At 65.3% G+C, this 12,986-nt stretch carries 11 protein-coding genes and 1 tRNA gene; 9 read left to right on the top strand and 3 right to left on the bottom strand.

The annotated features are described in order from the left end of the window. Window positions 1-1,131 (top strand): deoxyguanosinetriphosphate triphosphohydrolase, encoded by a 1,131-nt coding sequence (locus OU994_RS03910; protein ID WP_281609692.1) that lies wholly within the window; start codon window positions 1-3, stop codon window positions 1,129-1,131. A 79-nt stretch (window positions 1,132-1,210) separates the two neighbouring features. After that, a complete protein-coding gene (locus OU994_RS03915; RefSeq protein ID WP_281609693.1) occupies window positions 1,211-1,525 on the top strand; it encodes a hypothetical protein in 315 nt (104 codons plus the stop codon). 218 nt (window positions 1,526-1,743) lie between these two features. Here the strand turns inward: OU994_RS03915 and mutY are convergent, their stop codons facing one another. Genes mutY through mutM form a run of 3 tightly spaced genes read right to left on the bottom strand, consistent with a single transcriptional unit; the run spans window position 1,744 to window position 5,673 of the window. Then, window positions 1,744-2,850 (bottom strand): A/G-specific adenine glycosylase, encoded by a 1,107-nt coding sequence (gene mutY, locus OU994_RS03920; RefSeq protein WP_281609694.1) that lies wholly within the window; start codon window positions 2,848-2,850, stop codon window positions 1,744-1,746. A 20-nt stretch (window positions 2,851-2,870) separates the two neighbouring features. Further along, window positions 2,871-4,784 carry a dynamin family protein gene (locus tag OU994_RS03925; protein ID WP_281609695.1) on the bottom strand — a complete coding sequence of 638 codons (1,914 nt, stop codon included), beginning with the start codon at window positions 4,782-4,784 and terminating at the stop codon, window positions 2,871-2,873. Window positions 4,785-4,839: 55 nt separating this feature from the next. After that, a complete protein-coding gene (mutM, locus tag OU994_RS03930; RefSeq protein WP_281609696.1) occupies window positions 4,840-5,673 on the bottom strand; it encodes a bifunctional DNA-formamidopyrimidine glycosylase/DNA-(apurinic or apyrimidinic site) lyase in 834 nt (277 codons plus the stop codon). A gap of 219 nt (window positions 5,674-5,892) precedes the next feature. Between mutM and OU994_RS03935 the strand changes: the two genes are divergently transcribed. The 7 genes from OU994_RS03935 (at window position 5,893) to pth (ending at window position 12,469) form a co-directional block, all read left to right on the top strand. Next, a complete protein-coding gene (locus OU994_RS03935; RefSeq protein ID WP_281609697.1) occupies window positions 5,893-7,704 on the top strand; it encodes a tetratricopeptide repeat protein in 1,812 nt (603 codons plus the stop codon). A 108-nt stretch (window positions 7,705-7,812) separates the two neighbouring features. Further along, a complete protein-coding gene (lolB, locus tag OU994_RS03940) occupies window positions 7,813-8,451 on the top strand; it encodes a lipoprotein insertase outer membrane protein LolB (protein ID WP_281609698.1) in 639 nt (212 codons plus the stop codon). Beyond that, window positions 8,448-9,350 (top strand): 4-(cytidine 5'-diphospho)-2-C-methyl-D-erythritol kinase, encoded by a 903-nt coding sequence (gene ispE / locus OU994_RS03945; RefSeq protein ID WP_281609699.1) that lies wholly within the window; start codon window positions 8,448-8,450, stop codon window positions 9,348-9,350. Before lolB ends, ispE begins: the two co-directional genes overlap by 4 nt. 95 nt (window positions 9,351-9,445) lie before the next feature. Next, window positions 9,446-9,522 (top strand) — tRNA-Gln (locus OU994_RS03950). Between the two features lie 178 nt (window positions 9,523-9,700). Beyond that, window positions 9,701-10,651 (top strand): ribose-phosphate pyrophosphokinase, encoded by a 951-nt coding sequence (locus tag OU994_RS03955; RefSeq protein ID WP_131148063.1) that lies wholly within the window; start codon window positions 9,701-9,703, stop codon window positions 10,649-10,651. Between the two features lie 168 nt (window positions 10,652-10,819). Further along, a complete protein-coding gene (locus tag OU994_RS03960; protein WP_281609700.1) occupies window positions 10,820-11,419 on the top strand; it encodes a 50S ribosomal protein L25/general stress protein Ctc in 600 nt (199 codons plus the stop codon). Window positions 11,420-11,896: 477 nt separating this feature from the next. Then, window positions 11,897-12,469, top strand: coding sequence for an aminoacyl-tRNA hydrolase (gene pth, locus OU994_RS03965; RefSeq protein WP_281609701.1), 573 nt, complete (start codon window positions 11,897-11,899; stop codon window positions 12,467-12,469). Window positions 12,470-12,986 lie beyond the last annotated feature (517 nt).

A 12,986-nucleotide genomic window follows, 5' to 3' on the forward strand; every position in this document is an offset into this window, starting at 1 on the left:
ATGGAAGAAGCGCTCGCTCCCTACGCCGCGCATTCGGACAAGGGGCGCGGGCGCCGCTATGCCGAAACGGCGCACGCCTCGCGCAGCCAGTTCCAGCGCGACCGCGACCGCATCATCCACAGCACGGCGTTCCGCCGGCTCGAATACAAGACCCAGGTGTTCCTGAACCACGAGGGCGACCTGTTCCGCACGCGGCTCACGCACAGCCTGGAAGTGGCGCAGGTCGGCCGTTCGCTGGCGCGCAACCTGCGGCTGAACGAAGACTTGGTGGAGGCGATCGCGCTGGCCCACGACCTGGGCCACACGCCGTTCGGCCATGTCGGGCAGGACGTGCTGAACGAATGCATGAAGGAGCACGGCGGCTTCGAGCACAACCTGCAAAGCCTGCGCGTGGTCGACCACCTGGAAGAACAGTACGGCGCGTTCGATGGCCTGAACCTGATGTTCGAGACGCGCGAGGGCATCCTCAAGCACTGCTCGGCCACGAACGCCCGGCAGCTGGGCGAGGTGGCCCAGCGCTTCCTCGACAGGACCCAACCGTCGCTGGAAGCGCAGCTGACCAACCTGGCCGACGAGATTGCCTACAACAGCCATGACATCGACGATGGCCTGCGCTCCGGCCTGATCACGATCGCGCAACTGGAACAGGTGGATTTCTTTGCCCGGCTGTGGCGCGAAGTGCAGGACAAATACCCGGGCCTGACCGGCCGCCGCGCCATCTATGAAACGCTGCGCCGGCTGATCACGGCGCTGGCCGATGACCTGATCGCCACGTCGCTGGAGCGCATTGCCGAGGCGAGCCCGCAAAGCATCGACGAGGTGCGCGCCGCGCCGCCGCTGATCCGCTTTTCCGACCCGATGCGCAAGGATGCGACGGAGCTGAAGCGCTTCCTGCGCGAGAACCTGTACCGCCACTACAAGGTGAACCGGATGCGGCTGAAGGCCAGCCGCATGGTGCGCGAACTGTACGACGCGTTCACGGCCGATCCGCTGCTGCTGCCGCCGGACTACCGCGAACCGTCCGGTGACGCCACCAGGCAGGCCCGCCGCATAGCCGACTATATCGCCGGCATGACGGACCGCTATGCGATCCATGTGCACCGGAAACTGTATTCGCTGGAGGAGCTGTGATTCGTATCGGGCTGGAGCGCTGATCCGCTTGACCTTTTGTCTTCCATGGACAACGCTGAGAAACACTCCTGGAGAAAGCATGATGAACGAGGAACCCGTCATGGAAGAAGGCTCGAATGTTTCCCAATCCAATGCGCAGCGTGCCACGTCGGCGCATTGCGCAACGAACGGCAGCGAGCGCCGTTTCGCCGCGGTCGAGCGCGATGTGGCCGTGATCGGCTCGAATTATGCTACCAAGGAAGATCTCGTCAAGCTGGCGTCGCGCGTCCAGGATCGCCTGTCGCGCATCGAAAGCGGCATGGCAGGCATCGAGAACCGGCTGGTGCGGTGGTATTTCGGCACGTCCGTCGCCCTCGTCGCGCTGGTTTTTTCAATCGGAAAACTCATGCAGTGAGCCCATGCACCAGGCCCATGCAACAAGCCCGGGCACTGATCTCAAGCAGCAAGCCCATGCAATAAGCCCATGCAATGAGCCCATGCAATAAGCCCATGCAATAAGCCCATGCAATGAGCCCATGCAATGAGCCCATGCAGTGAGCCGATGCATCAAGCTCCCGCACCAAGCTCAAGCATTAAGACCTTGATCTCATCCGCCGCACGGGCGGCACAGCATCAGAACATCCGCGCCTGCGCATTCGACCCCAGCAACTCCACCAGCAGTTTCTTCACCGGCGCCGGTAGCGCCGCGTCCGCAAGCCGCGCCGCATCCAGCCACACGTAACGGCCATCCGCCGCCAGCGGCGCGCGCTGCGCCAGCGTGACCAGCACGGGCACGATCTGCAGCCGGTAATGGGTGAACACGTGCGTGACCGTGTTCAGGCGTTCGCGCGATTCCGCCACGCCGAACGGCAGCAGCGCGCTGGCCACCGCATCGTCGTCGACCTCGGGGAGGGCATCGTCGTCCGCGGCGACATGGCCGTTCACCTCGGGCAGCGACAGCAGGCCGCCCCAGATGCCGGCGCCGGGCCGCTGCTCCAGCAGCACCTGGCCGCCATGCACGACGAGCAGCATGGTCGTGTGCTTTTCCGGCGTGGCCTTCTTCGGCTTGCGCACCGGGAGTTCCCTGGTGCGGCCGGTGGCGAAGGCCACGCAGCGCGCCTGCATCGGGCAGCGCGCGCAATCCGGGCTGCTGCGGGTGCACAGCGTGGCCCCCATGTCCATCAGGCCCTGCGTGTACGATTCGATGCCCTGGGCGGGCAGGAGCGCTTCGGCGCGCCGCCACATCGCTTCTTCCGTCCTGCGTTCGCCGGGGAAGGTGTCGATGCCGAACACGCGGGCAAACACGCGCTTGACGTTGCCGTCCATGATCGCGGCGCGCGCGCCGCCGGAGAACGCGGCGATCGCCGCGGCTGTCGAGCGGCCGATGCCGGGCAGTTCGGCCAGCAGCGCCGGGTCAGCCGGGAACACGCCGCCGTATTCCGCCACCACGCGCTGCGCGCACTTGTGCAGGTTGCGGGCGCGCGTGTAGTAACCCAGGCCGCTCCACTGCGCCATCACGTCTTCGACCGGCGCGGCGGCCAGGTCGTGCACGGTGGGGAAGCGCTCCAGGAAACGGGCGTAATAGCCGAGCACCGCGGCCACCTGCGTCTGCTGCAGCATGATCTCGGAAAGCCAGATGCGGTAGGCATCGCGGGTGTTTTGCCACGGCAGCGTATGCCGGCCGTGCTGCTGCTGCCACGCGATCAGCGCGGCCGAAAAAGTGGGGTCGTCGTACTGCAAATTCGTCTTTCCAATCCAGCCTAGTGGGGCGGTTCCGTGTCGATGGCGGCCGCGATCGCGTCGGCCAGCGCGGCCAGCCCTGCCTTCTGCCGTTCCAGCGCCGCCTGCGTGCGCTCGAAGGTTTCGATTTTCTGTTCCAGCGTGTCGGCCGCGTCGTGGATGCGCCCGATCGACGCCTGGCGGCCCTTCAGCTGTTCGCGGTGCTGCCGGACCTGCGCCTCCAGCGGCCCCATGATCACCTTCAGCCAGCTCTCGCATTCCGCGTTGGCCGCCTTGAAGCAGCGCTTGACCTGCGACGCGATGGTGTCGAAGAAGCGCTCCATCAGCACGGTGCGGCTGGTGGTCAGCAGCGCGGCGGCGCCGAACTGCTTCTGGTACAGCGCTTCGATGTCCGACACTTGCGCGCGATACTTCGCCAGGCCGAACGGCGGCGGTGGCGGCAGTGCCACGCCATGCTCGGCGGAGAACTGCCGGTACACGCCTTCCATCGTGGTGCGGATTTCCACGGCCTTGCGGTCCGATTCCTCCAGCTCCGCCTGCACGCTGTCGAAGAACAGGCGCACCGCCTCGCGCAGGCCGGCCGACCAGTGGCTGCGTGCCATCGCTTCGCGTGCCTGCAGCACGTGGTCGCGCAGCACGTCCATGCCCAGCGTGCCGTACAGCTCCGTCGACAGGCGCGTGAACGCGGTGCGCGCCGCCTGCATGCGGAACAGGCTGGCGTCGAATTCCTTTTTCTCGGCATCGACGCGGCGCATCATGTGGGCGATCACGTTCTGGTTCTTGCCGCGCAGGCTGTTCAGTTCATGCAGCTGTTCGGCGATGCCGCGCTGCTTCGCGGCCAGCATGGCACCCTGCGCGCCGTTCAGCGCGCCCAGGTCCTCGGCCAGGCGCCGCCGCACGATATCCCGCTTGGCCGGGATCAGCTCGTCGAACAGCGCCTGTTCCAGCCGGCCCACGCGGCTGCGTTCCAGCAGCGCGTCGTCGCCCGTGATCTTCGCCACCAGCGCCTTGTGCGCCGAGACCGGGAACACCTGGCGCTCGTCGACGGCCAGCAGCTGCGCCGCGTGTGCCCGCTGGCGCGCGATCTCGCCATCGACTTCGGCTTCCGAGCGCAGCGGGTCCCACATGCCGTCGATCTTGTTCAGCACGACCATCCGGCCCGCGCCGGCGCCGATGTGCTCGCGCCAGACTTCGATATCGCTCTTCGTCACGCCCGTATCGGCGGCCAGGATGAACAGCACGGCATGGGCGCTGGGGATCAGGTTCAGCGTCAGTTCGGGCTCGGTGCCGATCGCGTTCAGGCCCGGCGTGTCCAGGATCACCAGGCCCTGCTTCAGGAGCGGGTGCGGGAAATTGATGATCGCATGGCGCCAGCGCGAAATTTCCACCATGCCTTCCTCGTTCACCGTGGCCGCCAGGTCGGGATCGTCCGGGTCGTACAGGCCATAGCGGCGCGCTTCGTCCACCGGCACCGCGCGGGTCTGGCTCACCTGGCGGAACGCCTCGTGCATGTCGGCGGCCGCATCCACGTTCAGAGGCAGCACGGTCCATGCGTGCGGGTCGTCGCGGTAGTCGCTGGTGGAGAGGTTGGCGGCCCGGGTCTCGATCGGCAGCAGCCGGATCGAGGCCGGCTGGGCGGGATCGTACAGCAGCTCGGTGGGGCACATGGTGGTGCGGCCGGCCGCCGACGGCAGGATGCGCTGCCCGTAGTCGGCGAAGAAGATCGCGTTGATCAGCTCCGATTTGCCGCGCGAGAACTCGGCCACGAAGGCGACCGACAGCTTGTCGTCCGCCAGCCGGGCCAGCGTGCGGGCGATGCGCTGGGCGGTGGCGGCATCGAGCAGGTCGGCCGCCTGCGCGCCGTCGCGGTAGGCGCGCAGCGCCGCCGCCACGCCCTGGCGCCAGGCACTGTACTGTTCGAGGTCGCGCATCATGGCTGGTTTCGCTTCACTTTTGACAATTCATTTTTGACAGCTCATTTTTGACAACTCATTTTTGGCAACTGATGCAATAGAACGTGGAGCGCTGCCCCTGCTTGATCTGCCGGACCGGGGCGCCGCACACGCGGCACGGCAGGCCCGCCCGGTCGTACACGAAATACGTGTTTTGGAAATAGCCGGATTGGCCATTTACCGCGATGAAGTCGCGCAGCGTGCTGCCGCCCTGGACGATCGCCTCGGCCAGCACGTCGCGGATCGCCTGCGCCAGCTTCTCGTAGCGCGCCAGGCCGATGCGGCCGGCCGGCGTCTTCGGATTGATCCCGGCGCGGAACAGGCTTTCGGAACAGTAGATATTGCCGACACCGACCACGATGTCGCCGGCCAGCAGGGCCGACTTCACGGCGACCGTGCGGCCGCGCGTCTTCCGGTACAGCAGTTCGCCGGTGAATTCCGGGCCGAGCGGCTCCACGCCCAGGCCGCGCAGCAGCAGGTGCGAATCGAGCTCGCCTTCCTCGTTCGGATGCCACAGCACGGCGCCGAAGCGGCGCGGGTCCGTCATGCGCAGCACCTGCTGCCCCTGCGGGCCTTCCACCACGATGTCGATGTGGTCGTGCTTCTGCGCCGGCACGCCAGGCGGCAGCACGCGCAGGTGCCCGCTCATGCCCAGGTGGATGATCAGCGTACCGTGTTCGAATTCCACCAGCAGGTACTTGCCGCGGCGGCCCGTCGTCGTCACCGTGCGGTCGGCCAGGATTTCCGGCAGGGCGGCGGGGAAGGGCCAGCGCAGGCCGGCGCGGCGCAGCACCACCTCGCGCACGGCGCGGCCTTCGATGTGGGGCGCGACGCCGCGCCGGGTGACTTCGACTTCCGGTAATTCTGGCATAAGGCTGATGGCGGATCGGACGATGGAAAATGTGTACTGCAAGTTGTACGGTGGTGCCGCGAGCCGTACCGGGGCTCGTACCGGACCTGCATTACAGCTGATATCGAAGCTGGTATCAAAGCTGATATCAAGGCTGACAATGCGCCATGCCTGCGCGTTACAGCAGCGAAGCCGTGCCGGCGATGGTTGGGCGTAGAATCAGGGTTTGACCCGACCTGGATGCAAGCCTTGAAATACGCACTCGCCATTGTAACCCTCTCGGCCCTGCTGTCCGCGTGCGCTGTTGCGCCACAAAAACAGGCAGGCGGCGAAGCGGCCGCCGCGCCGGCAGCGCCTCCCGCGGTGGCTGCGGAGTCCGAGGACCCGGGCGCGGACGCCATCGCCGCCACCCTGCAGCACGAGGAAAAGCTGCCCGCCGTCGAGCTGACCAGCGACCTGTTCTACAAGCTCACCAAGGCCGAACTGGATTTCAAGCGGGGCCAGTGGCAAAGCGCCTACGTGTCGATGATGGTGCTGGCGCAGCAGACCCGCGACCCGCGGCTGGCGCGCCGGTCGGCCGAGATGGCGCTGGCCGCCAAGCAGGGCAACGAGGCGCTGGCGGCGATCCGCCTGTGGCGCGAACTGGCGCCCGATTCCGATGAGGCGGTGCAGTATTTCCTGGGTTTCTCCGTGCTGGGCGACGACCTGTCCGAGTCCGAGCAGGTCTTCGCGCAGCGCCTGGGCGCCACGCCGGCCGAGGCGCGCGGCCTCGTCATGTTCCAGATGCAGCAGTACCTGCTGCGGGCGAAGGACAAGGCCGCCGCGTTCGCGCTGATGGAACGCGTGCTGGCACCCTACGGCGCCACGATGGAAAGCCACCTGGTGCTGGCCCAGGCCGCCTATGCGGCCGAGAATCGCGATCGCGCGATGGCCGAGGCGAAGCGCGCGCTGGAACTGAAGCCCGATTCCGAACTGTCGGCGCTCACGCTGGCGCAGGTGATGGGCGATGCCGACGCGGCCGGCCAGCTGTTCGCCGGCTTCCTGAAGAAGAACCCGAACGCGCGCGAGGTGCGCTCGGCATACGCGCGCCTGCTGGTGGAGCAGAAGCGCTACGACGCGGCGCGCGCCCAGTTCGAACGGATGCTGAAGGATGAACCGGACAATCCCGGCACCCTCTACGCGCTGGGCATCATGTCGATCCAGGCCAGCGACCAGAAGGGCGCGGAAGACTACCTGCGCCGTTTCGTGGCCGTGCTGGGCGACAGCGACGATCCCGAGCGCGACCCGTCGAAAGGGCTGATGCTGCTGGCGCAGATCGCCGAGGAGCGGGGCGATTTCGACGGCGCGCTGGGCTGGCTGGACAAGGTGAGCAGCGACGATCCGCGGCTGTACATGACGTCGCGCCTGAAGCGCGCGCACCTCACCGCGAAGAAGGGCGAGCTGGAACGGGCCCGTACCATGCTGCACGAGATCGCCGCCGTCGATCCCGCCGAGCAGGCCGAGGTGCTGCAGACGGAGGGCCAGCTGCTGCGCGATGCCGGCCGCAATGGCGAAGCCTACATGCTGCTGGCCGATGCCGTGCAGCGCTTCCCGGACAGCCCGGACCTGCTGTACGACTTCGCGCTGGCCGCCGAAAAGCAGGACAAGCCAGAGGAAATGGAAGCGGCGCTGCGCAAGGTGATGGCCGCCGTGCCGGACAATCACCACGCCTACAATGCGCTCGGCTACTCGCTGGCCGAGCGCGGCGTGCGCCTCGACGAAGCCCATGCGCTGATCGACAAGGCCCTGAAGATGGCGCCGAACGATCCCTACATCATGGATTCGATGGGCTGGGTGCAGTTCCGCCAGGGCCGGCTGGACGAAGCGGAAGCCACGCTGCGCCGTGCCTATGCGCTGCGCAGCGATGCCGAGATCGCGGTGCACCTGGGCGAAGTGCTGTGGCAGCGCGGCAAGCGCGACGAGGCGCAGAAGCTGTGGCGCGAAGCGCGCGCCAAGGACCCGGGCAGCGACGCGCTGCGCGATACGCTGGCGCGGCTGAATACCAGCCTGTGATAAAAAACCCGGTGTCGGAAATCCTTGCGGCATCCCGGCACCGGCTTCAATGCCCGCTTGATCAACCAAGGCATAACCAACGAATAACCAACGAAGAACAAGGACCGCATGAACAAGGCCCGCCTTTCCACCCGTATTTCCACTCGCATCAACATTGATTGCGCCATCCTGGCCTGCGCAGCCGGGCTGCTGGCCGGCTGTGCCAGCGCACCGCCGGCCGCGCTGTCCACGGCCGCCGTGGCGCCGTATGCCAGCAAGGTCGAACTCGACGGCCGCCTGTCCGTCAACTACCTGCGCGCCGGCAAGCAGGAATCCATTTCCGGCAAGTTCGCCTGGCGCCAGAGCGAGGCGCGCACCGACGTGACGCTGGCCTCGCCGCTGGGGCAGACCATCGCCACCATCGCCGTCACGCCCGGCGCGGTCACCCTCAAGGAAGGCAACAACCCGCCGCGCACGGCCAGCGATGTCGACACGCTGACGGCGCAGGTGCTCGGCTGGCCGCTGCCCGTGTCCGGCCTGCGCGACTGGCTGCAAGGCTACGCGGTGGCGGCCGATGGCCAGCGCTTCGCCGCCAGCCCGGCGCAGCCGAAAGTGACCACGCGCGATGGCTGGGAACTGGAATTCGTGTCGTGGCAGGAAGGCGCGGCGCCGCCCAGGCCGCGCCGCATCGATGCCCGCCGCGGCGCCACCGGCGACATCGAGAACATCGACATCCGCATCGTGGTCGACGGAGCCGCCGCGCCATGACGGGCCGCGACGACGAGCGCCTGCTGGCCTGCCCGGCACCGGCCAAGCTGAACCTGTTCCTGCACGTGACGGGACGCCGGCCGGACGGCTATCACCTGCTGCAGACGGTCTTCCAGATGATCGACCGCTGCGACACGCTGGACTTCACGCTGCGCGGCGATGGGCAGGTCCGCCGCGTGACCGATATCCCCGGCGTGCCGGAAGAGCAGGACCTGGTCATTCGCGCTGCCCGCGTGCTGCAGGCGGAAGTCGTGCGCCGCACGGGCACGCCGCCGCCGGGCGTGGACATCGCGCTCCACAAGATCCTGCCGATGGGCGGCGGGCTGGGTGGCGGCTCGTCCGATGCCGCCACCACGCTGCTGGCGCTGAACCGGCTGTGGAAGGCCGGGCTGTCGAAACAGGAGCTGATGGACCTCGGCCTGCCGCTGGGCGCCGACATTCCGTTCTTCATCTTCGGCGAAACGGCGTTCGCGGAAGGCGTGGGCGAGGCGCTGCAAGCCGTCGCGGGACCGGACTGTTGGTACGTCGTCATCGAACCGGGCGTGCAAGTGCCGACCGCGCACATTTTTACGTCGGAGCATTTGACAAGGAACACAGCCGCCGTCATAATCTCGGACTTTTCCAGGCACTACGCGGTTCAGAGCAGTGAGCTGCGACAGTTCGGGAAAAACGATTTGCAACAAGTGGCCACCCGCTTGTTCCCGCCGGTAGCCGAGGCGGTGGAATGGCTGGGGGCTCACGGCGATGCCAGGATGACTGGCTCCGGTGCATGCGTGTTCTGCGCGTTTGACAGCGAAGAACAAGCCGATGCGGTGCTCGATGAATTTCATCGACAGGCACCAGCCACCTGGAAGGGGTGGAAGGCAAAGGCGCTGGGCAGGCACCCGCTGGCACTTTGAACGGTGTGAAAGTTGCGAAGCGTAAAAAGATTTGGTGTTACGTCGTTTTGCTAGTATAATGCTCGCCATCTGACGGAACACAGTCAGTCAAGCGTAGGGGAATCGCCAAGCTGGTTAAGGCACCGGATTTTGATTCCGGCATACCAAGGTTCGAATCCTTGTTCCCCTGCCACCAATTCTTCAAGTCTGTCGAAGCGCAGCGCAGCGCGGGTTCGTAAGGTGCGTAGCCTGGACAGCCTAGAAAATAAAAAAAATGCCCCTGCTCAGCCGGGGCTTTTTTATTCCGACGCCGATTTCCTGTGTGTTTATCGGTGGTATTTCAAGTCAAAGCTTACCTTCCTGGGACTCCCATGGCTTATGAAAACCTGATGGTTTTTACCGGCAACGCTAATCCTGCGTTGGCAGAAGGGGTCGCGAAAAATCTCGGCATCCCTCTCGGCAAAGCGGTCGTTTCGAAATTCTCGGACGGCGAAGTAATGGTCGAAATCAACGAAAACGTCCGCGGTAAAGACGTCTTCGTGCTGCAGTCGACCTGCGCGCCCACCAACGACAGCCTGATGGAACTGATCCTGATGGTCGATGCCCTGAAACGCGCATCCGCTGGCCGCATCACGGCCGCCATCCCTTACTTTGGTTACGCCCGCCAGGACCGCCGCCCGCGTTCCGCCCGCGTCGCGATCTCGGCCAAGGTGGTTGCCAACATGCTGGAAGAAGCCGGTGTCGAGCGCGTCCTGATCATGGACCTGCACGCCGACCAGATCCAGGGTTTCTTCGATATCCCCGTCGATAACATCTACGCGTCGCCGATCCTGCTGGGCGACCTGCAGAAGAAGGATCACCAGGACCTGCTGGTGGTGTCGCCCGACGTCGGCGGCGTGGTGCGCGCCCGCGCGCTGGCCAAGCGCCTCGGTTGCGACCTGGCGATCATCGACAAGCGCCGTCCGAAAGCCAACGTTTCCGAAGTGATGAACATCATCGGCGACGTGGAAGGCCGCAACTGCGTGATCATGGACGACATGGTCGACACCGCCGGCACGCTGGTGAAAGCCGCCGAAGTGCTGAAGGAACGCGGCGCCAAGAAAGTCATCGCGTATTGCACGCACCCGGTGCTGTCCGGCCCGGCGATCGAGCGCATCACCAATTCGTCGCTGGACGAACTGGTGGTGACGGACACGATCCCGCTGTCCGACGCCGGCAAGGCTTGCGGCAAGATCCGCCAGCTGACCTGCGCCCCGCTTCTGGCGGAAACGTTCAAGCGCATCATCAAGGGCGATTCCGTGATCTCCCTGTTCGTCGACTGATTTTTTCGGCGAACCATCCGATTCGAGGCGGCGTCGCTGATTTCCAGCGGCGCCGCCAAAGTTTTATCCGGCGGCGGTGATTTATCGCTGCCGGTTTCCGGAGCTTCCTGGTCGCGGGAAGCTCCATAACAACGGGGTGACGAACCCCGGCTCTTTTTGGAGTATCAAATGAAAGTTGTTGCATTCAAACGCGAACTGCAGGGCACGGGTGCGAGCCGCCGCCTGCGTATTTCCGGCCAGACCCCTGGCATCATCTACGGCGGCACCGAAGCCCCGGTGACGATCGCCCTGGACCACAACGCGCTGTACCACGCGCTGAAAAAAGAAGCGTTCCACGGTTCCGTGCTGGACCTGGAAATCGACGGCAAAGTACAGAAAGTGCTGCTGCGCGACTTCCAGATGCACGCATACAAGCAACTGGTCCTGCACGCTGATTTCCAGCGCGTCGACGCAAACCAGCCGGTGCACGTCAAAGTGACCCTGCACTTCGAAAACGCTGAAATCTCCCCGGCAGTGAAACTGCACGGCGCGACCATCAGCCACGTGACCAACGAAATCGAAGTGTCCTGCCTGCCGGGCAATCTGCCTGAGTTCATCACCGTCGACCTGACGAACATGGACGTCGGCACCTCGCTGCACGCATCGAACCTGACGCTGCCGGAAGGCGTGACCCTGGTCACCCACGGTTCCGACCTGACCATCGCTACCGCATCGGTACCGGCTGGCCAGGTGTCCGCCGACGCCGCCGCAACCGAAGAAAAGAAGTAATCTTCATCGGCATCGAGAAAAACCCGCTCCGGCGGGTTTTTTTTTTCGCCCGATGTTTCCGGGAACCGGGATCAGCCCTGCCTCTTGATGCGTGATCTTTGATGCCTCGACGGCAGTTGCGGTCTGGTGTCGGACACCGGTACTTCGGTGTCGGACCGCTGCGGCGGACCGACCGGTCTTCGCCGGATTTGCCGATTGTCTTCCGCAGAAACCGGTATCTGACACCTGCAGGTGTCAATCCCAGAGCCGGGGGCAGACCCTAATGCCGCTTAGATAAGCCCACCCCAAGTGCAAATTCCGGGGTCAGACCCGGCGGGTCTGACCCCTGCCCTTCGCTGTTGGGGTGAATGCATGCGCTTCCAACATATCGGGTAACGCTTAACTTAGCGGCATTACGGTCTGACCCCGGTTCCTGGAAATATTTCCGTTTGTCGGCGATCTCCGCGATAATCCGCCTTTTCCATTCTCCAGCGCGCCATGACCATCCGCCTGATCGTCGGCCTCGGCAACCCCGGCCCCGAATACGAGCAAACCCGCCACAATGCCGGCTTCTGGCTGGTCGACAACCTCGCCAATGGCCGCCTGCAGCGCGAGAGCCGCTTCAATGCGCTGGCGGGGAAGACGTCGATCGGCGGCAGCGAGGTGTGGCTGCTGGAACCGCAGACATACATGAACCGCTCCGGCCAGTCGGTGGGCGGCCTGGCGCGCTTCTTCAAGATCAATCCCGACGAGATCCTCGTCGTGCATGACGAACTCGACCTGCCGCCCGGCGTGGCCAAGCTGAAGAAGGGCGGCTCGTCCGGCGGCCACAACGGCCTGAAGGACATCACCGCCGTCCTCGGCACGCAGGATTACTGGCGACTGCGCATCGGCATCGGCCACCCGCGCACGCTGAACCTGGCGCAGAACGTGGCCGATTTCGTGCTGCACCGCCCGCGCCGCGAAGAACAGCTGCTGATCGACGAAGCGATCCGCAAGAGCCTGGACGTGATTCCCCTTGCCGTGGCCGGCAAGATGGCGCAGGCGACCATGGAACTGCACAGCGCCTGAATGGGCCGGCGGTGCCGGCGCCGCCACTTCCTCTGCACCTCACCTCAGTTCGCCTCGCCAACCGCTGCATCCCTGCATTCCCTCGCGCTCCAGCTCATCCGGCCTGCCGGACCCAGCCGCGTGCAGCGCATCGTCCTCCGGTTACCCATTAGTTACCCTTTGGTTACTCATTGGTTACCCAATAGTTACCCACGTAGTTACCCCTTAAATTACCCGTACACATTTGCTACAAAAGCGGCACAACTCCACGACGGATTGTGCTGCGCACCATCGCTAAGATGCCTTCACTCGAACGGGAGGCGCAAATGACTACACCATCTCGCGCAATGCCGTGCCAGGCGCACGGTTCCAGCCTCCCTCCAGCCCGGACCCCGGCCTGCCCGCGAGAGCAGACCGACCTGCGTCCCAGGCGGTAATCAGTATCCGGCCAGCGCCGGTAGCGACCAGTACCCCGACAGCATGCATCGCCACCAAGCGCGATGCACCCAGGCCGGCAACGCCATGCGCGTCGCCGCGG

Origin of the sequence: Pseudoduganella sp. SL102 (assembly GCF_027856995.1) — a bacterium.
GTDB classification, from domain to species: Bacteria; Pseudomonadota; Gammaproteobacteria; order Burkholderiales; family Burkholderiaceae_D; genus Rugamonas; species Rugamonas albidiflava.

Bases quoted from the DNA above. Each gene is read 5' to 3' on its own strand.
- OU994_RS03910 (WP_281609692.1), top strand. From the start codon at position 1: ATGGAAGAAGCGCTCGCTCCCTACGCCGCGCATTCGGACAAGGGGCGC.
- OU994_RS03915 (WP_281609693.1), top strand. From the start codon at position 1,211: ATGATGAACGAGGAACCCGTCATGGAAGAAGGCTCGAATGTTTCCCAA.
- OU994_RS03925 (WP_281609695.1), bottom strand. From the start codon at position 4,784: ATGATGCGCGACCTCGAACAGTACAGTGCCTGGCGCCAGGGCGTGGCG.
- mutM (WP_281609696.1), bottom strand. From the start codon at position 5,673: ATGCCAGAATTACCGGAAGTCGAAGTCACCCGGCGCGGCGTCGCGCCC.
- OU994_RS03935 (WP_281609697.1), top strand. From the start codon at position 5,893: ATGCAAGCCTTGAAATACGCACTCGCCATTGTAACCCTCTCGGCCCTG.
- lolB (WP_281609698.1), top strand. From the start codon at position 7,813: ATGAACAAGGCCCGCCTTTCCACCCGTATTTCCACTCGCATCAACATT.
- ispE (WP_281609699.1), top strand. From the start codon at position 8,448: ATGACGGGCCGCGACGACGAGCGCCTGCTGGCCTGCCCGGCACCGGCC.
- OU994_RS03955 (WP_131148063.1), top strand. From the start codon at position 9,701: ATGGCTTATGAAAACCTGATGGTTTTTACCGGCAACGCTAATCCTGCG.
- OU994_RS03960 (WP_281609700.1), top strand. From the start codon at position 10,820: ATGAAAGTTGTTGCATTCAAACGCGAACTGCAGGGCACGGGTGCGAGC.
- pth (WP_281609701.1), top strand. From the start codon at position 11,897: ATGACCATCCGCCTGATCGTCGGCCTCGGCAACCCCGGCCCCGAATAC.